We start from the raw sequence: 23727 nt of genomic DNA, 5'->3' as shown, positions 1-23727 counted from the left end.
GTCTGATGAGGTGGCTTCCATCCTGAACCTGACGTAAGGATTTGATTTGATGAGTGGTTCCTCTGCGCGCACCTGGATTGAAATCAACACGGGCTGGGGCAACGACGTTCTGACGCTGGAAGACGGCTATTTCGACATCTACACCTCGAGCGGCACCGATACGCTGATCGTGAACCGCCTTTTGTCTGAGGTGAAGCTGGGCGCGAGCGTTGCGGGCTTTGGTGTTACCCATCCCGGCGGGGCTGCCATCGTTTCCAATGTAGAAATCCTGCAACTTACCGACATCACTTACAATGTCATCAACGGCAAGATCACCCTGCCCAGCACGCTGACCGGCACCGCGGGCAATGATCTGATGATCACGCGCACCTATGACGATACGCTTTCGGGTGGGGATGGCGACGATTGGCTTGTGTCACAATGGGGCGATGATGTGATGCACGGTGGCAATGGCAATGATCGGATATATGCCGGTCGGGACAATGACACGGTGTATGGCGATGCCGGACATGACTTTCTGAGCGGCGAGACGGGCGAAGACAAGATATACGGCGGTGCCGGAGACGATGTGATTTCGGGCGGTAAGCAAAACGATAGTGTCTGGGGCGATACGGGCAACGACCGTCTGTCGGGCAACAGCGGACGCGATGTCCTGTATGGCGGCTCTGGCAACGATGTGCTGCTGGGAGGTGGCGGCATCGATTTGCTATATGGGCAGGGCGGGAATGATCGGATCAAGGGCGGCGTGGGGTATGACAGCCTGTCCGGGGGGCAGGGCCGCGATGTGCTGATGGGCGGGGCCGGCCTTGATGTCCTGGAAGGGCAGCAAGGCCGCGACAGGCTTACTGGCGGCGAAGGCGCCGATATCTTCCGGTTCCGCAAGGGCCATGGGCAGGATATTGTGACCGACTTCGAGGTTGGTGTCGATCATCTTCAGATCATTGGCGGGCCGAACCGCATCGGGCGCCTGACTTTTGAGGCCGAAGGCGCGGATACACGTGTCAGCTTTGGCAAGCTGGAGATTCTTGTCGAGGATGTGACCGTGGCCGAATTGCGCGATGCGGATCACTTCCAGCTTCTCTGATCTCCCGAAGCGTTCGCGCGACGCTTTTGGTGCGGCTGAGATATCTTTGAAGTGAGGCGCGCGGTTTTCGCATCCGCGCGGCGAAAACCGGGACCAGGTGATCCTTTTGCGTATGCCCACGGCTATGCGTGGCAACGAGCCTATGCCCCTCATACCGCGACTTGCAGCGGGGCATCTGTCCCAGACCAGAGGCCCGTTTGAAGCCCATGAGCCATGCTCAAAACCCCGACGCTCCGCCTTTGGAACGGTTGGAATTCGAGTACTTATGCAAAGAAGAAGCGGAAACTGACCGTCAGTTTCCGGCGCTTTCCATGCGGCGATGGTCCAGCACCTCTTCGAGCCAGCCGAGTTTCATCTCGGGGACCGAGGACAGGAGCAGGTCGGTGTAGTCGTCGAACGGCGGGGCGAGCACCTGGCTTTTCGGCCCGTAACGCACCACTTTACCCTGATACATCACCGCGATGGAATCGGCGATCGCGCGCACCGTGGCGAGGTCGTGGGTGATGAACAGATAGGCCACATCCTCGATCTTCTGCAGGTTCAGCAGCAGTTTCAGGATGCCGTCCGCGACCAGCGGATCAAGTGCCGAGGTGACCTCGTCGCAGATGATGAGCTTGGGCTTGGCCGCCAGCGCGCGGGCGATGCAGACGCGCTGTTTCTGGCCGCCCGAGAGTTCGGCGGGATAGCGGTCGATGAAGCCGTCGCCGAGTTCGATCTCGTCCAGCAACTCCTGGATGCGGCGGCGTTTTTCGGCGCCTTTCATGTTGAAGTAGAATTCGAGCGGGCGGCCGATGATGGTGCCCACCGTCTGGCGTGGGTTCATCGCCACATCGGCCATCTGGTAGATCATCTGCAGTTCGCGCAGGTCTTCGCGGCTGCGGCCCTGCAGATCTCCCGAGAGCGTGCGCCCTGCAAAGTCGATCTTGCCCGAGGTCGGCGGCAGCAGCCCGGTAATGACGCGGGCAAGGGTGGATTTGCCCGAACCGGATTCGCCCACGATGGCAAGCGTCTGGCCGGGGTGCAGATCGACCGAGACCTTCTTCAGGACGTCGAAATTTGTGCCCCGGTAGCGCGCGGTGATGTTGTTGACGCTTAGCAGCGGTTGCGGCGTCGGCTGCTTTTCCTGATGTTCGATCGAGCGGACCGAGACCAGCGCCTGCGTATATTCCTCTTGCGGGGCGTTGATGATCTGGTCGGTGGTGCCGTACTCGACCATGTCGCCATTGCGCAGCACCATGATGTGGTCGCTGACCTGCGCCACCACGGCCAGATCGTGCGTGATATAAAGCGCGGCCACGCCGGTGTCGCGGATCGCTTCCTTGATCGCGGCCAGCACGTCGATCTGAGTGGTCACGTCCAGCGCGGTGGTGGGTTCGTCGAACACCACCAGATCGGGTTGCGGGCACAGCGCCAGCGCGGTCATGCAGCGTTGCAGCTGGCCGCCCGAGACCTGGTGCGGATAGCGGTTGCCGATCTTTTCGGGGTTCGGCAGGCCAAGCTTGCGGAACAGGGCCACGGCGCGCTCTTCCGCTTCGGACTTGGAGCAGCGGCCGTGCAGGATTGCCGCCTCGGTCACCTGCTCCATGATCTTGCGTGCGGGATTGAAAGAGGCGGCCGCCGATTGCGAAACATAGGTGACCTCGGCCCCACGCAGGCGGCGTACGCCGCGCAGGCCGATGTTCAGGATGTCCCGCCCGTTGACCCAGACCTCGCCGCCGGTGATCTCGACCCCGCCACGGCCATAGGCCATCGAGGCCAGACCGATGGTCGATTTGCCGGCGCCGGATTCTCCGATCAGCCCCAGAACTTCGCCCGGTTGCAGATCGAAGGACACGCCATGCACGATTTCGATGTCATGCGGGCGTTCACCGGGCGGGTAGACGGTGGCGCCAATCTTCAGATCGCGGACTTTCAGAAGCGGCTCACTCATCCGCGGCCTCCTTTCAGCGAGGTGGTGCGGTTCAGCACCCAGTCGGCCACGAGGTTGACCGAGATGGCCAGCGTGGCGATGGCAATGGCCGGGACCAGCGCGGCGGGGATGCCGTAGATGATACCGTCCTTGTTTTCCTTCACGATGCCGCCCCAGTCTGCAGCGGGCGGCTGGATGCCGAGGCCCAGGAACGACAGGGTCGACACGAAGAGCACCATGAAGATGAAGCGCAGGCCCATTTCCGCAACCAGCGGCGACAGGGCGTTGGGCAGGATTTCCCGGAAGATCACCCAAGTGTTGCCTTCGCCGCGCAGGCGGGCGGCTTCGACGTAGTCCATCACGTTGATGTCCACCGCCACGGCGCGGGCCAGCCGGTAGACGCGAGTGGAATCCAGCAGCCCCATCACCAGAACCAGCACCGGCAGGGTGACGGGCATCACCGACAGCACCACAAGCGCGAAGATCAGCGTGGGGATCGACATGATCAGATCGACAAAGCGCGACAGCACCTGATCGGCCCAGCCCCCGAGCACGGCGGCCAGCAGCCCCAGCACGGCGCCCGTGGTAAAGCTGAGCACGGTGGCGGCGGCGGCGATGAAGATCGTCGTGCGCCCGCCATAGATCATCCGGCTAAGCAGGTCGCGGCCGATGTTGTCGGTGCCAAGCCAATGCTCGGCGCTGGCCGGTTCCCACACGCCGCCGACGATTTCGGCAAGCCCATAGGGGGCGATGAGCGGCGCAAAGATCGCCGCAAGGAAATAGGCCGCGGTAAAGAAAAGGCCGACGGCGGCGGCAAAGGGAATCCTCATGCTCCGCTCCATTCATTCGGGTTCTGCGGGCGGCTCATTTCGGGTGCCTCAACCGCGGGTTCGACAGGATCGACACGATATCGGCCACAAGGTTCAGCCCGATATAGACGGCGGCGAAGATCAGGCCGCAGGCCTGCACCACCGGCACGTCGCGCTTGCTGACGTGATCGACCAGATATTGGCCCATGCCGGGATAGGTGAACACCACCTCGATCACCACGACGCCGACCACCAAATAGGCGAGGTTCAGCATCACCACGTTGACCACGGGCGCGATCGAGTTCGGGAAGGCGTGGCGCCAGATGATCCGGAACATCGTCATGCCCTTCAGCTCGGCCGTTTCGATATAGGCCGATTGCATCACGTTCAGGATCGCCGCGCGGGTCATCCGCATCATATGCGCCAGCACCACCAGCGTCAGCACGGCAACGGGCAGGGCGATGGAGTGAAGTTTGGCACCAAGGCTCATCGAGGGGTAGATGGTCGACACCGACGGCGCCCAGCCCAGTTTGACCCCGATGAAATACATCAGCACATAGCCGATCAGGAATTCGGGCACCGAGATCGAGGCCAGCGTTACTGCCGAGATCAATTTGTCCGGCCATTTATCACGGTAGCGCACGGCGAGCAGGCCGAGAAAAATGGCCAGTGGCACCGACACGAGCGCGGCCCAGAAGGCAAGGAACAGCGTATTGCCCATGCGGGTCCACAGCTGGTCTGCGATGTCCTGCCCGGAAGTCAGCGCGGTGCCGAGGTCTCCGGTCAGGGCGCCACCCAGCCAGGCGAAATAGCGGCTGAGAGCAGGTTCGTTCAGGCCCAGTTCGGCCCGAAGGTTGGCCAGCGCCTCTGGCGTGGCGGATTGGCCGAGGATGGATTGTGCCACATCCCCCGGCAGAATCTGCGTGCCCGCGAAGATCAGGATCGAGACGAGGAACAGCAGGAGGAGACCCAGCGCGATGCGCTGGGCCAACAGTCTTGCGATCGGGCCCATATCAGGCGGCGACCCACATCTTCATCGGAGCGTAGAAGTTGTTGAGTTCAAAGCCGACCTTGGCCTCTTCCCAACCTGCCACGCGGTTGCCCACGCCATCGACGAAGTCGTTGAACATCGGGCAGATCAGCCCGCCCTCGTCATGTACCAGCATCGACATTTCGGCGTACATCGCTGTCCGCTTGGCTTCGTCCAGTTCGGCGCGCGCCGCGAACAGCAGCTCGTCGAAACGGTCGTTGAAGAACCGTGTATCGTTCCAGTCAGCCGACGACAGGTAGGCCGTCGAGAACATCGAGTCCTGCGTCGGGCGGCCGCCCCAGTAGCTGGTGCAGAACGGCTGGGCGTTCCAGACTTCCGACCAGTAGCCATCGTTCGGTTCGCGCTTGATGTCCAGCGTGATGCCGGCCGCAGCCGCCGATTGCTGGAACAGCGCTGCCGCGTCGGGCGCGCTGGGGAACGAGTTGTCCGAGGTGCGCAGGAGCACCGGACCGTCGTGGCCCGATTTCTCGAAGTGGAACTTCGCCTTGTCCGGGTCATAGGTGCGCTGTTCCAGCGCCGTGTACAGCGGGTAGGACGAGTTGATCGGAGTGTCGTTGCCGACCGAGCCGTAGCCGAAAAGGATCTTTTCGACCATTTCCTCGCGGTTGATGGCGTATTTCAGCGCCAGCCGCAGATCCTTGTTGTCGAAGGGGGCCGTGTTGCAATGCATGATGAACACGTAGTGGCCCGGGCCTGCGGTTGTCTTGATCTCGATGTTGGGCGCGCGGCCCACCAGGCCGGCGGTGCGCGGCGGGACGCGGTTGACCATGTCGACCTGGCCCGATTGCAGCGCCGCCATGCGGGCGGTGTCATCGTTGATGACGATGAACTCGATGGTGTCGGCATGGCCGATGTCACCCCAGTAATCATCGCGTTTCGACGCGACGAAGCGGACGCCCATGTCGACCTCTTGCAGGACATAGGGGCCGGTGCCGATGGCGGCTGTCGGATCGTCCTTGCCGCCATTGGGCTGGATGATCAGGTGGTAGTCGGTCATCAGGTAGGGCAGGTCGGCGTTGGGCTGTTCCAGCTCGACGACGAAGGTATCGCCATCGACCGACATGCCCGCGATTCCGCGCATGATGCCCAGCGCGCCCGATTTGGTGTCTTCGCCCGAATGGCGCTCCATCGTGGCCAGCACGTCTTCGGCGGTGACGGACTTGCCGTTCGAGAAGGTGATTCCCTGACGCACCTTGAAGCGCCAGACCTTGGCGTCGGGCGAGCTTTCCCAGCTTTCCGCGACCTTGCCTTCAAGCCCGCCCTGCGGGTGCAGTTCGACCAGCGGTTCCCCCCAGAGACGGCTGACCGAGGTCGCCGTGGCGTTGGCGGCAACGGCCGGATCAAGGCTGTCCGACGATGCACCGCCCTGAATGCCGACCTTGATCGTGCCGCCTTTCTGCGGGGTCGCTGCGCGGGCCGAGTTGGTGTAAAGTCCGGTGGCAAGCGTGGTTGTCAGGCCAAGCGCCGTGGCGCGGCCGATAAACTCGCGGCGTTTCATCCGGCCAGCCATCACGCGGCTGGCGTAGAAATCAAGTTGGTCTTTCATTCGAAAGTCTCCCGGTTGTTTTAGTCCGTGCTTGAACACAGTTTTTGTTGATTGGTGAGTCAACGTTGGCGCATTTCCGCCTGTGTCGCAAGCTTTAATGGCGGGACCATCCCGCCGGCGCGTCACAGATTATCGCGTGCGATCGTGTCACGGACATCACGATCATACACCAATTCGTCGTTTTCGTAGGCCTCCAGCCGGGCTGAAAGATGAAAGCTGTCGGCGTCCGACCACATGGCGCTGAAGGTTTCCGTGCGCAGGCGAATCCCGTCACGCTCCAGTTCATCGGTCCAGTGGCATTCGCCCCGGGCCGAGGTCGGGCTGTCGGGGTGGATGCTCCAGCGTTCGCGGGCAATCGTTCCAGAGATCAGGCCGTGGTCGGCGTCGCGAAGCTTGCCGAAATCGTCCTCGATCACCAGATGAACCTCGCCGGTGGCATGGTCGATTTCGCTGCGTCGGATATTGCGGCCTTCGCGCAATGTCTCGGTCTGCCAGGGCGCTTCCGCGTCGGGCTCGGGAAAGACCCATTCCGCATCGGTCGCCGCAGGGCGCAGCGGCAGATCGACCTGCCCCGACTGCAGCGTCACCGCCGCGCGTTCGGGCGCAGGCCAGAGCAGCGGCCAATAGGCGGAAGAGATCGCAACCCGCAACCGATGGCCCGCAGGCAGGCGATAGGCGATGTGATCAAGATCCAGCGCGATGTCATAAGACTGCCCCGGAACCAGCGGTTCCGGGCTGGCCGGGCTGTCGCGATGCGACAGGTTCAGCACGCCATAGGTGATCCGGGTCGAGGCGCCATCGGGGTGAATGTGGTTCAGGCGCACGGCGATCTGTCCCTGCGGGCGATCCGCCGAAAGCCGCAGGCGGATGGCCGGAGCGCCCACGATATCCATGTCGTGCGCTGCCGGGACGCTGTCGAAACAGGCGGAAAAAGCATCGTCGCCGCGCTGATCGCCCGGAAGTTCGGGGCCCAGCCAGATGGCGCAATATTCGCCCGAGGCCGCGCCGCAATCGGCGGGCGAGTCGACCGTAATGCTCAAAGCACCCGGCGTCTCGCGCGACAGCGTGCCGTCGCCCAGATGCCAGGTTTCAACCGGCAAATGGGCCGTGGCGCCGCCCTGTTCGGTAATCCAGCGGCCGGGGCGTTCGGTGTACCATGTCGCGGGGCGCACCCCGTCCATCAGGTAGGCGCGATACTCCGGGTCACCTTCAACGCCCGTGTCGATGCCCTTCAGCCAGCGATCCCACCAGCGGAGCGCTTCTTGCAGGAACCCGATGCGCGGTTCGGGCACGGCGAAATGCGGATACTTGTGCACCCAGGGGCCAACGATCCCCTTGGCGCCGGGCACCTGTTCGACCAGTTGCGGCACGGCGTTCTTGTAGCTGTCGCTCCAGCCGCCCACGGCCAGAACGCGCGCTTTGATCGCGCCGAAATCCTCGCAGACCGACCCGTGCCGCCAATAGGCATCGCGGCGCTGGTGGCGCAGCCAGACCTGCGGCAGAAAGGGTTCGTTTTTCAACCGGTCGAGCCATATCTCGCGCCAGTCGTCGGGGCGCAGGGCCGGGTCGGGCGCGCGGCTTGAATAGCTCCACATCGTGGCGCCCCAGCCAAGGTTCTCGTTCAGCAGCGCGCCGCCCTTGTAATGAATGTCGTCGGCAAAGCGGTCGACCGTGGAACACAGCGTGATGATCGCTTTCAGCGCCTCGGGCTGCATCGCGGCGACCTGAAGCGAATTGAAGCCGCCCCAGCTGATCCCCATCATGCCCACGTTTCCGTTGCACCACGGCTGCGCGGCGGCCCATTCGATCACCTCGACCGCATCGTCCAGTTCCTGCCGGGTGTATTCATCCTCCATCAGGCCGTCGCTGTCGCCATTGCCGCGCATGTCGACACGCAGGCAGGCGTAGCCGCGCTTGGCGAAGTAGGGATGGGTCAGCGCATCGCGGGCGCAGGTGCCATCGCGTTTGCGATAGGGCAGGTATTCAAGGATCACCGGAACCGGATCGGTTTCTGCATCCTTGGGGCGCCAGACCCGGGTGGACAGTCGGCAGCCGTCTGACAAGGTGATCCCAAGATCGGGAAGCTCTTCGATATCGCGCAGGGCGTTCGTGGAAGTCATGGGCGCCTGTTTCGTTTGATGCGGTGCGGCTGTCAACCGCGCGCAAGTGGGGTGCGCGTCAAGATAGGGTGCTAAACCCGCACGGCGACTAATAAATCCATCACGTTGGTTCCGGTTGGCCCGGTCGTCAGAAGTGCCCCGGCGGATCGCAGGAACGGGCCCGAATCGGCGCGTTCCAAGGCGTCGGCCGCGCTGGGTGCCCATGTTGCGCCAGTGACAAGGCCGCCTGCCGCATCGGTCGGGCCATCGCTGCCATCGGTGCCTCCGACGATCACGGCAAGGCCCTTGGTTCCCGAAATCTCGCGCGCGAGGGCCAGCGCCAGCGCCTGATTGCGCCCGCCTTCGCCGGGATCGTCGGGCAGGTGAACGGTGGGTTCGCCGCCCAGAATCAGCACGCCGGGGGCCATGTTGCGGATGCGCGGGCCCCATGTTTCGGCGAGCGCGCTCAGGTCGTCATGCAGCGCCTCGCGGTTGTCTTGCACGATCAGCCCCAGCCCGTCCGCATGGGCGGCGGCGGCATCGCGCGCAATGGTGTTGCTGGCGATAATGCGGGTGGTGCAGCCCGGCACGAAATCGTCTGGCGGCGCGCCGATGCCCGATCCGATCACCGCCAGATCGTCGCCCGGAACGTCCGAGATCGCCAGCACGTCCACATGCGCGCCAGCAAAGCCCGACAGCAGCCCGCCGCCTTTCACGCGGCTGATCTGGCGCCGCTGTTCGTTCATCGCCGTAATGTCGAGCCCCGCGCCCAGCAGGCGCCGGTTCAGCGCGGCCAGATCGTCCAGCGTGGAGCCCGGCACCAGATCCTCGGCCAGGGCAGATGCCCCACCCGAGACCAGCAGCAACAGGCGCGACCCGTGAGCCATCTCGCCCACAGCTGTGCGCAGGGCGGCCCCGCCGCGCAGGCTGCGCGCATCGGGCACCGGGTGGGCGGATTCGATCACCTCGGCGCCGGTCAACCCCTTGGCGTGGCCGTCCTTGGTCACCACCAGTGCGGGCACGCCCGGGAAGCGGGTCAGCGCGGCGCGTGTCATCTCTCCGGCCGCTTTGCCGACGGCAAGGATGCAGTCGGGGCGGGGTAAGTCGCTCAGGGCCGCCTCGGTCGCGGCGTAGCCGCCCACCGCATCGACCCCGGCCTGCCAGATCGCGTGCGCCAGATCTGCGGGGGTGCTCATGCCTCCATCCAGATCGTCGTCGGGCCGTCGTTCACCAGCGACACGGCCATGTCGGCGCCAAAGCGCCCCGTGGCCACCGGCACGCCCTGCGCCGCCAGTGCGCGGGTGAAATGTTCGTACAGCCGTTCCCCATCCGCAGGCGCGGCGGCCGAGGAGAACCCCGGCCGGTTCCCGCGCGAGGTGTCGGCGGCCAGCGTGAACTGGCTGATTACCAGCGCCGCGCCTCCGCAATCCAGCAGCGATCGGTTCATGCGATCGTCTTCGTCGCGGAAGATGCGCAGCTTGGCGATCTTGGCGGCCAGCGCCTCGGCCCGCGCGTCGTCATCGCCCTGCATTGCGCAGACAAGGATCATCGCGCCCATGCCGATCTCTCCGATCACCGCGCCGCCAACGGTGACGCGGGCCTCGGTTACCCGTTGAATCACTGCACGCATGGCCTAGCCTCTCCAGTCAACGATATCGGACACCGGTGCGCGCGTGGTGCGAAACCTGTTTTCCGGTGCGTCAGGGTCGGCATAGCCGAAGGAAATCGCGCAGAGCACCAGCCGGTCATCGGGGATACCGAATTGACGGTGCAACAGCGGGCTATAGCTGGCCACGGCCGCCTGCGGCACCGTGGCAACGCCATGCGCCTGCGCGGCCAGCGTAAAGGCGGCGACGAATCCGCCGCTGTCCATCGCGCCATATTCGCCCAGTTCCACCGGGCTGGTGATAATCGCGCAATGGGGCGCGTCGAACAGGGCGAAATTGCGCATCGTCTGCCGGGCCGAGCCTTCGCGGTCGCCCTTGGTGACGCCGACGGCCTCATACAGCGCCCAGCCGCATTCACGCCGCCGCGCCTGATAGACGCCGCTATAGCCTTTGGGAAACGGCAGATCGGGCGCGGGGGTGCCATTGGCCACCTCGTTCTGCAGCGCCTTACGGAACCTGTCCGTGTCTTCGCCGCTGGTCACGATCACCTGCCACGGCTGCGCATTGCACCACGACGGCACCCGGCGCGCGGTTTCCACAATGGCGGTGATGGTGTCGCGCGGCACCGGATCGGGGCGGAAGGCGCGGCAGGAAAAGCGCGCGGCCATAAGCGTATCAAGGTCTTGCGGGGAAACTGTCATGCTGTGGCTGGGCCCTCGTGGTGTTCGCGCGAAGAATGGGCGCAAGCCAACACGGGTGCAAGGGGGGGGCATCGGCGCGGTGGTCAAACCTGCGCGGCGGCGGTATCAGTGGCTCGAGGCACCGGATTTTTCAGCAAGAGCGCGTTTTGCCATGACCCTTGATCCCGAGACCCCCGCAGCCCCCGCGGGAGAGGAACACCGCTTTCCCTGCGATCAATGCGGCGGCGACATGCGGTTCGATCCGGGCAACGCGCGGATGCTGTGCGACCATTGCGGCAATGCCGAACCCATTGGTGCAGGGCCGTGGGCCGGGGCAGCCCTGCGCGAACTGGATTTCGACGCCGGCCTTGCCAACAAGCTGCCCGAGGCCGAGATCGAGGAAACCCGCGTTCTGCAATGCCCCAACTGCGGCGCGCAGGTGGAGTTCGACCCGGAAACCCACGCAGCCGAATGCCCGTTCTGCGCCACGCCAGTGGTGACGGATACCGGCGCGAACCGGCATATCAAACCGCGTGGCGTGCTGCCCTTTGCGCTGGACGAGGGATCCGCCCGCGCCGCGATGACGGACTGGCTGGGCAAACTGTGGTTCGCGCCGAACGGGTTGCAGGATTACGCGCGAAAGGGGCGGCGGATGCAGGGCATCTATGTGCCTTACTGGACCTTCGATGCCGACACCAAAAGCAGTTACACGGGCGAACGTGGCACGGTGTATTACGAAACCCGCACGGTGATGCGCGATGGCAAGCGGCAGCAACAGCAGGTGCCCAAAGTCCGCTGGACCCCGGTGCGCGGGCGGGTGGCGCGGTTCTTCGACGATGTGCTGGTGCTGGCCTCGCGCAGCCTGCCCAAACGCTATACGGATGCGCTGCAACCTTGGGATCTGTCGGCGCTGGAGCCCTATCAGCCGCAATACCTTGCCGGGTTCCGGGCCGAGGCCTATCAGGTGGAACTGGCCGACGGCTTTGCCGAGGCGCGCTCGCATATGGCCTCGGTGATCGAACGCGATGTGCGGTTCGACATCGGCGGCGACCGGCAGCGCATCCACTCGCTGGACACGGATGTGAAGGACGTGACCTTCAAGCATGTCCTGCTGCCGGTCTGGCTCGCCGCCTACAAGTATCGCGGCGAAACCTATCGGTTTGTCGTCAACGGCCAGTCGGGCCGGGTCCAGGGCGAACGGCCGTGGTCGGCGATCAAGATCGCGATTGCCGTGGTGGCGGGGCTGATCGTGGCCGGAGCCATCGGCTATGTCTACGCGATGAACAGCTAGAGCAGGCGCCAGCCGGGATCAGGCGCCCGGTGGGGGGGGAGGCATCACCGTGAACAGCCGCGCCAGGTCGGTCACGTCACCCGCTCGCAGCCAGCCGTCCTGACCTTCGGTCCAGACGTAGGTTTCGCGCGTCAATCCGCCCTCGCCAACCATTCGGCCCAGCCGCGCCTTGGAAAACGGGCCCTTGGTCTCGCCGCCTTCGGCAATATGCCAGACCCGCTCGACCGGGGGCGGGGGCGGGGCGGCCGGGGCAGCGGCAGGCACGGGTGCCGCGCCCCAGGGTCCGGGCTGGGCCATCTGCTGGGCCATTGCCATGCCCATGCCCGCGCCCAGACCGGCCGCCATTCCGCCGCCTGCGGGATTGTTCGCCGCGGCCGTCATCGCCTCGGCGGCGGAATATTGGGTGAATTTCGTCAGATCGCCTGCCAGGCCCATCGAGGTCCGCTTGTCCAGTGCCGCCTCGACCGCCGGAGGAAGCGAGATGTTTTCGATATACAGTTCGGGGATGGTGACCCCGTAGGCCGCTACAGTCTCGGAGATCGCGCTGGCCACCAGCTTGCCCAGATCGGCGGTGTTCGCCGCCATGTCGAGAACGGGAATGCCTGACCCGGCCAGCACGCGCGACACTTCCTGCACGATGATGTTGCGGATCTGGAAACTGATCTCGTCCATGGTGAATTCGCCATCGGTGCCGACGATCTCGGTCAGGAAACGGCCCGGGTCGGTCACCCGCACGGAATAGGTGCCGAAGGCGCGCAACCGCACGGGCCCGAATTCCGGATCGCGCGCGATGATCGGGTTCTTGGTGCCCCATTTCAGATCGTTGAACCGGGTGGTGGCAACGAAGTAGACCTCGGATTTGAACGGCGACTGGAACCCGTGATCCCAATGCTGCAACGAGGTCATGATCGGCATATTGTTGGTTTCAAGCATGTAGAGGCCGGGCGTGAAAACGTCTGCCAATTGGCCTTCGTGAACGAAGACGGCGGCTTGCCCCTCGCGCACAGTCAGCTTGGCGCCATATTTGATCTCGTGGCCTTCGCGTTCGAACCGCCAGACCATCGTATCGCGGGTGTCATCCGTCCAATGAATGACGTCGATGAACTGCCCGCTCAGGAAATCGAAAATGCCCATGTGAAATCGGTCCTTTCCATGCTCGCCTTCCGCATCGTCACGCTTGGTGCGGTTGGCGCGTTATGAGTATTTATACAAAGAAGAAGCCGGGGGTCAGGCCCTGTCTTTGCGTTTGGCGCGTTCTGGGCTTCTTCTTTGCTCAAATACTCAAATCCCTCGGTATCCACGCCCATATCCGGCGCAAGCGGTGCGAACTTTCAAAGGTCTTCGCCGGTCAATTCGCGCGCGAGGATGCGGACAACGGGGCGCGCGTCCTCCACTGTCATCCCCGGGCGCAGGCGCGGGTCGTATAGCATTTTCAGAAGCAGTTCGTCATGATCGGTCAGCAGCGCGAATTCGTCGTCGTCGTTGAAGATTGACGGGCGCGCCTCGGGGATGTCGTTGGCAAGGCCTAGACCTTGGGCGATTTCCTCGTGAAAACACGACAAGCGCACCAGGTCGGGATGCTCGGCACGCACCAGGGCCACGGCGCGGACGTATTCATTGGGCGTGGCTGGGTCCGGAACGGCGACCACGAGGCAGTAGAAGCTGCGCGGCAGGTTGCCGAACAGATCAAGTTCGTTTGCGCCGATGCCGGGGACCAGCGCCTTGAGCCTGGCCTGCAGGAAGTCTCGGTCGTCCTCTCCTGCGACAAAAACGTGGAAGTTTGCGTTGCCTGACACCGCGCGCACCGAGTGGCCGGTCAAACGGCCCAGTCGCGCGGCATAGCTGGACACGCGATCGGTATCGATTTTTCGGATGTCTTCGGGCACGCTGTCACCGAATTCGAGTCCGATCCGGACCGGTGCACTCCACCGGCTGAGGGGCTTGGCGACATGGCCGTCACGAGCGTTGACCCCGCCGCTGCGGCGATATTCGTCGTAAAACACGATCTTTTCAAAGTTCCGCGCCAGATCGTCGGCATCGAACGGCGTGTCAGCGCCGCCGCCGTCGGTGCGGAGCAAGCCCTGCGTTAAGAGGTTGGTCTGGATCGTGCGGTAATAACCCGCCAGATCGGCGCTGCGGGCCGAGACTTTGCGTTCGCTGGGCGGCGGGGCCAGCCCTTCGGGTCGGCTTTGCGGTGGCAGCGAGGTGCGCGGGCTGATTTCGGTGCAAGCGGCGGCCAGAAGCAACCCGCTAAGGGCCGCCCCGGTCGTCAACATCCGTCCGAACATCCTGCGCATTCCGGTCGGCCCCTGCTTAGCTTCGCGGGGCGGCGGCGCTGGCGGTATCGCCAACGCCGTCGCGGCGGGCGCGCGCGGCGGCCAGGGTTTCGCGCAACTCGGCTTCCATCGTCTTGAGGTCTTCCTCGGCGCTGGCGCGGCGGGCCTTGCCTTCGTCGGCGATGCGCAGGCTGTCTTCGATGGTGCCGATCAGATCGGCGTTTGCCTTCTTCACCGCCTCGATGTCGAACACACCGCGTTCCATTTCCTGTCGCACCATCTTGTTGCTTTCGCGCAGGTTGGCGGCGTTAGCGGTCAGTAGCTCGTTCGTCAGATCGTTGGCGTCGCGCACGGCGGCGGCGGCCTCGGTGCTGCGCTGGATCGTCACCGCTTGTGCGAGCTGGGTTTCCCACAGCGGCACGGTGTTCACCAGGGTCGAATTGATCTTGGTCACCAGGCTCTTGTCGTTTTCCTGCACCAGACGGATCGATGGCAGGGATTGCATCGTCACCTGCCGGGTCAGTTTCAGGTCGTGCACGCGGCGTTCCAGATCGTCGCGGGCGGCGCGCAGGTCGCGCAGCTCTTGCGCCTTCATCACCTGGTCACTCTCGGGGGCTGCATCCACCTCGGCCTCTTTCGCAGGGATGTCCTGCGCGTCCAGCTCGGCGATGCGGGCTTCGCCGGCGGCGATATACAGCGCCAGCTCGTCGTAAAACTTCAGCGTGCGGTCATACAGCAGGTCAAGCGACTTGATGTCTTTCAGAAGCGTATGTTCATGGGCCAGCAGATCGTCGGTGATCCGGTCGATCTGGCTTTGCACCTCTTCATAGCGGGCGGTGAACTTGGCGAAGGGCGCGGCGCGGCCCATCAGCTTTTCCCAGAAGCTGCGTTCGCGGCGTACGTCAAGCTCGTTTACGGAAAAACCACGGATGGTGGTGACGATGCCGCGCAGGCTGTCTCCGGCGGGGCCGACATCCTTGTTGCGCACGTCCTGCAGCATCGCCTGGCTGATTTCCTGCAACTCGGCCTGCGCGCCTGAGCCGAAGTTCACGATCGACCCGGTGTCGGAGATGTCGATTTCATCCATGCGCGCGCGGATTTCGGCGCTGACGGGCGCATCGGCCTGTTCCAGCGGCACGATCTCGCCTTCCGGTTCGGGCAGGGTGATCGAGGTCACCTCGTCCACCAGCGATTTCGCGTGTTCGGCCTTCTGGCGTACCGTGTCGGACATCTGGAATTCCTCGTGGGTTCAGGGTCAGTCGGTCTTTACACCTTCGCGCTGCAATCTGTCGCGCAGCACGTCGATTTCAACAGTCAGGTCGCTGCGGTCGTCCAGCAGCATCTTTTCGGTTCGGGCAGCGAAATTGCGCTCGAGATCGTCCAGCAGCGCCAGGTAGTCGCGGCGGGCCGCATCGTCGCGGGTACGCGCATAGATATCGGCAAAGCGGACCGAGGCATCGCGCGCGCCCATGAGGTAAACCCCAAGGTAGCGGCGTGCGGCGCTCAGGTCGCGGGGGTCGTCCTCGACCGTGCGGAACAGGCGGCGCACGGTGTCCTGGAACTGTTCCACGCGGGTTTCCAGCCGCCGGTCGCCGGCGCGCAGGATCGCGTCGCGCATCGCGGCAAGGTGGGTTTCGGCCTCGTTCACGGCGCGGGCCACCCGGTCCTGCTGGAAGGTGTCGATGCCCTCCATCCCCTTGCTGCGCATCGGGTCAAGGCCAAAGGCCGCAAGGTGCAGCGCGCCGGCCACGGCCCCGTAGATCACCGGCGCGGCAAGCGCGGGGGCATGGGTATAGGCGGCGATCGCGGCGCCGAGCCCGGTCAGGATCGCGGCCAGCAGCTTGCGGGGCAGGGCGGGGCGGCGCGCAACGCGGCGGTCGTTGAATTCCGCCTCGGCCCGAAGGCCGCCGCGCAGCAGCCACGCGCCCAGCCCCAGCGCCCCGGCACCGATCAGCCCCGTTGCCAGCGACAGGGCGCCGCCGCCGAAGGACGTGGCCAGCAAGATCACGGGTGGAGCGAACATCAGGTTCGCGCGCAGACCCACAGGTTCGACGCGCGCGCCATCATAGCCGCCTTTGGACGGGCCGTCCGGCATATTGGCATCGGGGCTGTACTTGCCGCCAAATCGTTGCGCCATGGGCTAAAGCCCCCCGATCAGGCCGGAACTGAGGCCCAGCAACAGCACGAAGAGGGCGAGAAACGCCGGTATCTTAACGCCTTTGGTCGTCATCGCCGCACCCCCTGCCGCCGTTCGCTAAAATCTAGGCGATTCAGGCGCTTCTTGCTAGGGGCTTGCGGCGATCAGTGCCGTTTCCCGCCGTCGCGACCAGTGTTTTGGCCACCCGGCTTGCCGCGTTGTTGGGGGCGCGAACCAGACGGCTTGCCGCGATGGGCGGGTTTGCCGCCTCCGGTGTCGCCGGGTTTTCCGTGCGGCTTGCCGCCAAAGTCCTTGCGGGGGCCTTTGCCGAAATCCTTTCGCGGTCCACGATCCGGGCGGGCGTCGCCATCGCGGTCGTCACGTTTGAAACCGGGTTTGCCACCGAAATCCTTGCGCGGTCCCTTGTTGCCGAACTCCTTGCGCGGTCCACGATCCGGGCGGGCGTCGCCATCGCGGTCGTCGCGCTTGTATCCGGGTTTGCCGCCGAAATCCTTGCGGGGGCCCTTGCCAAAGTCCTTGCGCGGTCCACGGTCGGGGCGCGCGTCACCATCGCGGTCGTCACGCTTGTAGCCGGGCTTGCCACCAAAGTCCTTGCGAGGGCCTCGGTCGCCGCGCGGGTCGGGGCGGCGGGTGGGTTTGTCGCGCTTACCGCCGCCTTCGCCGGTGCCTTCGCCTGACAGATCCAGCCCCTCGGACAGCTCGTCGCCCAGCTGGTCGCGCAGCACGCGGCGTTTGATTTCAAGCACCTCGCCCGCTTTCAGCTGGCCCAGCTGGAACGGACCGTAGGACAGGCGAATCAGCCGGTTCACGGTAAAGCCGATGTCTTCCATCGCGCGGCGAATCTCGCGGTTGCGCCCCTCTCGCAACCCGATGGTCAGCCAGGCATTCGCGCCCTTCTGGCGGTCCAGCGTGATCTGCATCGGCAGGAACTGTTCGCCGTCCACCTCGATCCCTTCGCGCAGCGGATCAAAGGCCGAATCCTGCGGGCGGCCGTTGATGCGGACGCGGTAGCGACGCAGCCAGCCGGTTGCGGGCAACTCCAGCCGGCGCTTCAGCTCGCCATCGTTGGTCAGCAGCAGCAACCCCTCGGAGTTGAGGTCGAGCCGGCCCACGCTCATCACACGCGGCAGGTCGGCCCGCAATGCGTCGAACACCGTGTCGCGCCCCTGTTCGTCACGCTCGGTCGTCACGAGGCCGGGCGCCTTGTGATACAGCCACAGGCGGGTGGGTTCGGCGGCGCGCACGGGGGTGCCGTCGACGGTGATGCGGGCATCGGGGGCGATATTGACGGCAGGGGTATCGACGCGCTTGCCGTCGACCTGAACCCGTCCGGCCAGAATCATGCGTTCGGCATCGCGGCGCGAGGCAACGCCGCGTCGGGCCAGAACCTTGGCGATTCGCTCGCCGTCAGAGGGGGGAGTGGTGCTGTTCATGGCGCCGTCTATCTTGATTCCAAGGCTTGCGAAAGACCCCGTTATCGGGGCAGATCGTCGCCCATGGAGTTCACCAGCCATATGGAGGCCGCGCTGGCCGAGGCGCGTGCCGCAGCCGACCGCGACGAGGTGCCGGTGGGCGCGGTGATCGTGGCGCCCGACGGGCAGGTCGTGGCGCAGGCGGGCAACCGCACCCGCGAACTCTGCGATCCGACCGCCCATGCCGAAATCCTGGCCCTGCGCGAGGCCTGTGCCAAGGCGGGCAGCGAGCGGCTGCCGGGCCATGTGCTGTGGGTCACGCTGGAGCCCTGCGCCATGTGCGCCGCCGCCATCGCCGCCGCGCGCATCGCGCGGGTGTGCTATGGCGCGGCCGATCCGAAATCGGGCGGCGTGGCCCATGGCGCGCGGGTGTTTTCGCATCCTCAGGCGCATCACGCGCCCGAGGTCGTGGACGGGCTGGCCGCCGATCAGTCGCAGGCGCTGCTGCGCGCGTTCTTTGCCGCGCGCCGTGACGCCTGACGAATCAGAGGGTGATTGCAGTCAACACATCGGGTTCGATCACCTCGACTCCGGGCAGCGCGTCGCGCAGGGCATCGGCGGATTGCTCCAGCAGCGGGAATGTCTTGTAGTGGCAGGGGATCACCGTCTTGAAGTTGAAATAGGTCTTGGCCGCCCAGGCCGCTGCCTTCATGTCCATGGTGAAATGGCCGCCCGCGCTGAGGATGCCAACATCGGGGGCGTAATATTTCCCGAACCAATCCATATCGGCCATTATGTCGGTGTCGCCGCTGAAATAGATCGTGCGACCGCCGGCCTTGATGATGAACCCGACCTCGCTGCCGCCCACTTGCGGGCCATCTTTTGAGGGAAAGGTCGAGGAATGTTCGGCCCGCACCATGCTGACGCGCGCATCGCCCAGCTGCACCGTGCCGCCCTTGTTGAAGCCGATCGTTTCGATCCCTTTGGTTTCGCCCCACCACGACATCACGTCGTATTGGCCCACCGCCGGGATACCCAGCTTTTTCGCCAGATCGACCACATCGGCGGAATGGTCGAAATGCGCGTGGGTCATCAGGATATGCGTCGCGCCGTCGATGGCCTTGGCGTGCTGATCTTCCGGCAGCGTCGGGTTGCCGGTCAGCCATGGATCAATCAGCAGGACGGCCTCGCCGGTTTCAAGGCGGAAACTTCCGTGTCCAAGCCAGATGAGTTTCATGAGTGTCTCCCTTTTGTCTGTCGCAGGAGGCTAGCACCTGATTGTGTGATTGCCAGCGCAGAAGCGTGAAACTTAGACGACAGGTGCGGGTGAAGGCTGCCCGAAAACCGGGCGTGGCGTTGAAACATGCAACGATGCCGCGCTTTGCGACGTTGTGTTGTGATTGACCGTGGCAGGTGACAAAAGGTATCCAGCCGCGAAAGAATGTTGCGCCCGGAGGCCCGGGAAGACGCCAGCCAGATGAGGAGCCCGCAATGGCCGAAGTTGAACGCGAAGCAATGGAATACGACGTTGTCATCGTCGGGGCCGGTCCGGCGGGGCTGTCTGCCGCGATCCGTCTGAAACAGCTTGATGCGGACCTGAGCGTCGTGGTGCTGGAAAAGGGCTCGGAAGTCGGGGCGCATATCCTGTCGGGCGCGGTGCTGGACCCCTGCGGGCTGGACGCACTGATCCCCGACTGGAAGGAAAAGGGCGCGCCCGTCACCGTGCCGGTGAAAGAGGACAATTTCTACATTCTCGGCGAAGCCGGGCAGATGCGGATTCCAAATTTCCCGATGCCGCCGCTGATGCACAACCACGGCAACTATATCGTGTCGATGGGCAATGTCTGCCGCTGGATGGCCGAACAGGCCGAGGAACTGGGCGTTGAAATCTTCCCGGGCATGGCCTGTTCCGAAATCGTCTATGGCGAAAATGGCGAAGTCAAAGGCGTGGTCGCGGGCGAATTCGGCAAGGAACCGGATGGCAGCCACGGCCCGAGCTATGAACCGGGGATGGAACTGCACGGGAAATACGTCTTCCTTGGCGAAGGCGTGCGTGGCTCGCTGGCGAAACAGGTGATCGCGAAATACGACCTACAAGCTGGGAAGGAACCGCAGAAGTTCGGCCTTGGCATGAAGGAAATCTGGGAAATCGACCCGGCCAAGCATCGGGAAGGCACCGTGACCCACACGATGGGCTGGCCGCTGGGCAGCAACGCCGGGGGCGGGTCGTTCATCTATCACCTTGACAACAATCAGGTTTATGTCGGTTTCGTCGTCCATCTGAACTACAAGAACCCGCACCTGTTTCCCTACATGGAATTCCAGCGGTTCAAGCATCACCCGATCGTGTCCGAGCTGCTGAAAGGCGGCAAGCGCGTGGCCTATGGCGCGCGGGCAATCACCGAGGGCGGCTATCAGTCGATGCCCAAGATGGTGGCGCCGGGCGTTGCCATGCTGGGCTGTTCGGTGGGCATGGTCAACGTGCCGCGCATCAAGGGCAACCACAACGCGATGCTGTCGGGCAAGGCCGCGGCCGAGGCCGCCTTTGCCGCGATCAAGGACGGGCGCAGCGCCGACGAACTGAGCGATTATGAAACCGAAGTGCGCAATGGCGCCATCGGGGCCGACCTTAAAAAGGTGCGCAACGTCAAACCCTTCTGGTCGAAATACGGCCTTGCCGCCAGCCTTGCGCTGGGCGGGTTCGACATGTGGACGAACACCTTCGGCTTTTCGCTGTTCGGCACCCAAAGCCACGGCAAGACCGACGCCGCCGCAACCGAACCGGCCAGCAAGCACGAACCGATCGACTATCCGAAACCCGATGGCAAGCTGAGCTTTGACCGGCTGACCAACGTCAGCTTCTCGATGACCAACCATGAAGAAAGCCAGCCGCCGCACCTGACGCTGAAAGACCCGGATGTGCCGGTGCGGGTGGATTATTCGGAATACGCGGGCCCGTCGCAGCGGTATTGCCCGGCAGGGGTGTATGAATTCGTCGAGGATGACAACGGCAAGCCGAAGTTTGTCATCAACTTTCAGAACTGCGTGCACTGCAAGACCTGCGACATCAAGGACCCGGCGCAGAATATCGTGTGGACCACACCGCAGGGTGGCGACGGGCCGAACTACCCGAATATGTGATGGGCGACCCTGCGGTGTTCGCAGGGCGCAAACAGTCGGCAGATAAATCAAATTTTATCGCAATGGCGCGCGGCTTTCTGCCTGCGCCATTGCAGCCCGGCCCGGGAATGCATAGCCTTGCGGGAAACGCATGAGGCAGGGCAGAACCGTGATCAACAGGATTTCCCGCGCAGCCATCGCTGCGGTCGTTCTTTCGCTTACCGCACCGCTCCCCGTGGTGGCAGATACCAGTGCGGGGGCCTATCTGGCCGGCCGTCAGGCGCTGTATTCCAGCGATTTCGAGGCTGCGGCCGGTTACTATTCCCGCGCCATGGTGCGCGACCGCGAAAATCCCGCGCTGAAGGAAAATCTTGTCGTGGCACAGGTTGCGGCCGGGCGGCTCGACAAGGCTCTGGCCGTGGCCCAGCTGATGGAAGCCGAGGGCCTGCGCAGCCAAGTCGCGCATATGGCGGTTGTCGCCAACCTGATCGCCGAAGGCGATTACGCCGCTATTCTCGACCGTGACGAAGAAACATTGGGCATCGGCCCGCTCGTCGATGGGTTGGTCGAGGCGTGGGCCGCCTTTGGCAACGGCGACCGCGAGGCCGCTATGGCCCGGTTTGATGCTGTGGCCGAACAGAACGGGCTTCGCACCTTTGCGATGTATCACAAGGCTCTGGCGCTGGCCTCTGCCGGCGATTTCGAGGCCGCCGAGGCGATCTTTACCGTAGACAACGGCGGCCTGTCGCGGATGAGCCGCCGGGGCGCGATTGCCCGGGCCGAGATCCTGTCGCAGCTGGGGCGCAACGACGATGCGCTCGACATGCTGGGCGAGGCGTTCGGCGCTGGGTTCGACCCGGGGCTGACGGCGGTGGCCGACCGGCTGGTTGCGGGGGAAACGCTGCCCTTCAGCCATGTCACCACCGTGCGCGAGGGCATGGCCGAGGTGTTCTATTCCATCGGTCAGGCGCTGAAAGGCGAGGCCTCGGACGATTACGCGCTTGTCTACGCGCGTGTCGCCAGCTTTCTGCGGCCCGAGCATATCGACGCACTATTGCTGAGTGCGGAACTGCTCGACAACCTGCGCCAGTACGATCTGGCCGTCGCGACCTATCGGCAGGTGCCCGCAAGCAGCCCCGATTACCACGCCGCCGAACTGGGCCGGGCCGAAGCGTTGCGCCGCGCCGCCAAGCCGGACGCCGCCATCGAAGTGCTGGAACGGCTGGCGGGCGATTATCCGACATTGCCCATTGTGCACTCCTCGCTGGGTGACTTGCTGCGCCAGCAGGAAAACTACAAAGGTGCCGTCGCGGCCTATGACCGCGCCATCGAATATTCCGAAGAGGGCGCGCAATCGCAGTGGTTCCTTCTGTATGCGCGCGGGATTTCGCACGAGCGGCTAAAGGATTGGGATGCTGCCGAGGCCGATTTCCGGCAGGCGCTGGAGCTGAACCCGGAACAGCCGCAGGTGCTGAACTATCTGGGCTATTCACTGGTCGAACGCGAAAGCCAGTTGGACGAGGCGCTGGATATGATCGAACGCGCGGTCGCCGCGCGGCCTGATAGCGGTTATATCGTCGATAGCCTCGGCTGGGTTCTCTACCGCCTCGGCCGCTATGACGAAGCCGTGCAACACATGGAAAAGGCCGTTGCACTGATGCCGGTGGACCCGGTGGTGAATGACCATCTGGGCGATGTGTTCTGGGCTGTTGGCCGCTTCCGCGAGGCGGAATTCCAGTGGAAGCGTGCGCTGTCCTTCATCGACCCGGACGACACCGATGCCGAGGCCAAGCCCGAGCGTATTCGCCGCAAGCTGGCCGTTGGGCTGGACGCGGTGCTGGCCGAAGAAGGCGCCGAGCCGCTGAAGGTTGCCCGCGACCAGTGAGCGCGACAACTGAATTCGCCCCGGCCAAGATCAACCTGACCCTGCATGTGACGGGGCGGCGGGACGATGGCTATCATCTTCTTGATTCGCTTGTGGTCTTCGCTCGTGTGGGGGATTCCCTGACCATCGCCGATGCGCCAGAAATGGCGCTGTCGGTGACCGGCCGGTTCCGTGACGGCGTGCCCGAGGATGCGCGAAACCTTGTGTGGAAGGCCGCAGAGGCCGCCGGGCGGAGGTTGGCGATTACGCTCGACAAAACCTTGCCGCATGGCGCGGGGATCGGCGGCGGGTCGGCCGATGCGGCGGCAGTTCTGCGGTATTGCGGGGCAGGGGCGCTGGCCGCCGGCATCGGTGCCGATGTGCCGGTCTGCCTTAGCAATATGCCTCAGCGCATGCAGGATATTGGCGCAACGCTGACACCAGCAGCCAAGGTGCCCGCGCTGAATATCGTGCTGGTGCACCCCGGGGTGCATGTGCCGACGCCACAGGTGTTTGCGGCGCTCATCTCACGCGAGAACCCAGATATGGGTGTGTTTCCGGGGTGGGACGATGCGCAGGCCTTCACCGAATGGCTGAGGCAAGGCCGTAACGACATGCAAGAGGCGGCAATTTCCATCGCGCCCCACATCGGCGCGGTGCTGGATGCCTTAGGCGATGCCGATCTGGCGCGCATGTCCGGATCAGGTTCGGCCTGTTTTGGCATTTATCCGGGGCCCGAGGCCGCCGCCGCCGCCGCGCGCCGCATCCAGGCCGCACACCCCGATTGGTGGGCGGTGGCGACACAGACCATCGCCGCCTAA

At 64.4% G+C, this 23727-nt stretch carries 20 protein-coding genes; 6 read left to right on the top strand and 14 right to left on the bottom strand.

Features of this window, described 5'->3' with window-relative positions; all coding sequences use genetic code 11:
- Window positions 1-49 precede the first annotated feature (49 nt).
- Window positions 50-1084, top strand: a complete 1035-nt coding sequence (locus FGK64_RS04630) for a calcium-binding protein (protein WP_138862601.1) — start codon at window positions 50-52, stop codon at window positions 1082-1084.
- A gap of 292 nt (window positions 1085-1376) precedes the next feature.
- Here FGK64_RS04630 and FGK64_RS04625 read toward each other — a convergent pair whose 3' ends face one another.
- The 8 genes from FGK64_RS04625 to FGK64_RS04590 form a co-directional block, all read right to left on the bottom strand.
- Complete coding sequence (locus FGK64_RS04625; protein WP_138862600.1) at window positions 1377-3014, bottom strand: ABC transporter ATP-binding protein; 1638 nt, start codon at window positions 3012-3014, stop codon at window positions 1377-1379.
- Entirely contained in the window at window positions 3011-3823 is an 813-nt protein-coding gene (locus FGK64_RS04620; RefSeq protein WP_138862599.1) for an ABC transporter permease, read from the bottom strand. Before FGK64_RS04620 ends, FGK64_RS04625 begins: the two co-directional genes overlap by 4 nt.
- A gap of 34 nt (window positions 3824-3857) precedes the next feature.
- Complete coding sequence (locus FGK64_RS04615) at window positions 3858-4814, bottom strand: ABC transporter permease (RefSeq protein WP_138862598.1); 957 nt, start codon at window positions 4812-4814, stop codon at window positions 3858-3860.
- 1 nt (window position 4815) lies between these two features.
- The gene (locus tag FGK64_RS04610; RefSeq protein WP_138862597.1) at window positions 4816-6399 is read right to left on the bottom strand and encodes an ABC transporter substrate-binding protein; all 1584 of its coding nucleotides are present in this window, start codon (window positions 6397-6399) and stop codon (window positions 4816-4818) included.
- Between the two features lie 122 nt (window positions 6400-6521).
- The gene (locus FGK64_RS04605; protein WP_138862596.1) at window positions 6522-8519 is read right to left on the bottom strand and encodes a CocE/NonD family hydrolase; all 1998 of its coding nucleotides are present in this window, start codon (window positions 8517-8519) and stop codon (window positions 6522-6524) included.
- A gap of 71 nt (window positions 8520-8590) precedes the next feature.
- The gene (locus FGK64_RS04600) at window positions 8591-9694 is read right to left on the bottom strand and encodes a glycerate kinase type-2 family protein (RefSeq protein ID WP_138862595.1); all 1104 of its coding nucleotides are present in this window, start codon (window positions 9692-9694) and stop codon (window positions 8591-8593) included.
- Entirely contained in the window at window positions 9691-10128 is a 438-nt protein-coding gene (dtd, locus tag FGK64_RS04595; RefSeq protein WP_138862594.1) for a D-aminoacyl-tRNA deacylase, read from the bottom strand. Before dtd ends, FGK64_RS04600 begins: the two co-directional genes overlap by 4 nt.
- A gap of 3 nt (window positions 10129-10131) precedes the next feature.
- Window positions 10132-10806, bottom strand: a complete 675-nt coding sequence (locus tag FGK64_RS04590; protein WP_138862593.1) for a nitroreductase — start codon at window positions 10804-10806, stop codon at window positions 10132-10134.
- 151 nt (window positions 10807-10957) lie between these two features.
- Between FGK64_RS04590 and FGK64_RS04585 the strand changes: the two genes are divergently transcribed.
- Window positions 10958-12076 carry a TFIIB-type zinc finger domain-containing protein gene (locus tag FGK64_RS04585; protein WP_138862592.1) on the top strand — a complete coding sequence of 373 codons (1119 nt, stop codon included), beginning with the start codon at window positions 10958-10960 and terminating at the stop codon, window positions 12074-12076.
- 18 nt (window positions 12077-12094) lie between these two features.
- Here the strand turns inward: FGK64_RS04585 and FGK64_RS04580 are convergent, their stop codons facing one another.
- The 5 genes from FGK64_RS04580 to FGK64_RS04560 form a co-directional block, all read right to left on the bottom strand.
- Window positions 12095-13210: an SPFH domain-containing protein gene (locus tag FGK64_RS04580; RefSeq protein WP_138862591.1), complete on the bottom strand. Its 1116-nt coding sequence runs from the start codon at window positions 13208-13210 to the stop codon at window positions 12095-12097.
- A 197-nt stretch (window positions 13211-13407) separates the two neighbouring features.
- Window positions 13408-14373 carry a DUF2927 domain-containing protein gene (locus FGK64_RS04575; RefSeq protein ID WP_138862590.1) on the bottom strand — a complete coding sequence of 322 codons (966 nt, stop codon included), beginning with the start codon at window positions 14371-14373 and terminating at the stop codon, window positions 13408-13410.
- A 16-nt stretch (window positions 14374-14389) separates the two neighbouring features.
- Window positions 14390-15583, bottom strand: a complete 1194-nt coding sequence (locus FGK64_RS04570; RefSeq protein ID WP_138862589.1) for a toxic anion resistance protein — start codon at window positions 15581-15583, stop codon at window positions 14390-14392.
- Window positions 15584-15607: 24 nt separating this feature from the next.
- Window positions 15608-16489: a 5-bromo-4-chloroindolyl phosphate hydrolysis family protein gene (locus FGK64_RS04565; protein WP_138862588.1), complete on the bottom strand. Its 882-nt coding sequence runs from the start codon at window positions 16487-16489 to the stop codon at window positions 15608-15610.
- A gap of 164 nt (window positions 16490-16653) precedes the next feature.
- Window positions 16654-17943: a pseudouridine synthase gene (locus FGK64_RS04560; protein ID WP_138862587.1), complete on the bottom strand. Its 1290-nt coding sequence runs from the start codon at window positions 17941-17943 to the stop codon at window positions 16654-16656.
- A gap of 63 nt (window positions 17944-18006) precedes the next feature.
- On the opposite strand from FGK64_RS04560, the gene FGK64_RS04555 reads away from it, so the two are divergent.
- Window positions 18007-18462, top strand: coding sequence for a nucleoside deaminase (locus FGK64_RS04555; protein ID WP_138862586.1), 456 nt, complete (start codon window positions 18007-18009; stop codon window positions 18460-18462).
- 4 nt (window positions 18463-18466) lie between these two features.
- Here the strand turns inward: FGK64_RS04555 and FGK64_RS04550 are convergent, their stop codons facing one another.
- The gene (locus tag FGK64_RS04550) at window positions 18467-19159 is read right to left on the bottom strand and encodes a metal-dependent hydrolase (RefSeq protein ID WP_138862585.1); all 693 of its coding nucleotides are present in this window, start codon (window positions 19157-19159) and stop codon (window positions 18467-18469) included.
- 254 nt (window positions 19160-19413) lie between these two features.
- On the opposite strand from FGK64_RS04550, the gene FGK64_RS04545 reads away from it, so the two are divergent.
- The 3 genes from FGK64_RS04545 (at window position 19414) to FGK64_RS04535 (ending at window position 23727) form a co-directional block, all read left to right on the top strand.
- Entirely contained in the window at window positions 19414-21063 is a 1650-nt protein-coding gene (locus FGK64_RS04545) for an electron transfer flavoprotein-ubiquinone oxidoreductase (RefSeq protein ID WP_138862584.1), read from the top strand.
- Window positions 21064-21193: 130 nt separating this feature from the next.
- Window positions 21194-22927 carry a tetratricopeptide repeat protein gene (locus FGK64_RS04540; protein WP_138862583.1) on the top strand — a complete coding sequence of 578 codons (1734 nt, stop codon included), beginning with the start codon at window positions 21194-21196 and terminating at the stop codon, window positions 22925-22927.
- Entirely contained in the window at window positions 22924-23727 is an 804-nt protein-coding gene (locus tag FGK64_RS04535; protein ID WP_138862582.1) for a 4-(cytidine 5'-diphospho)-2-C-methyl-D-erythritol kinase, read from the top strand. Before FGK64_RS04540 ends, FGK64_RS04535 begins: the two co-directional genes overlap by 4 nt.

The sequence above is a fragment of the Arenibacterium halophilum genome, assembly GCF_005938225.1.
GTDB classification, from domain to species: domain Bacteria; phylum Pseudomonadota; class Alphaproteobacteria; order Rhodobacterales; family Rhodobacteraceae; genus Arenibacterium; species Arenibacterium halophilum.
This window is presented reverse-complemented; position numbering and strand designations above follow the sequence as displayed.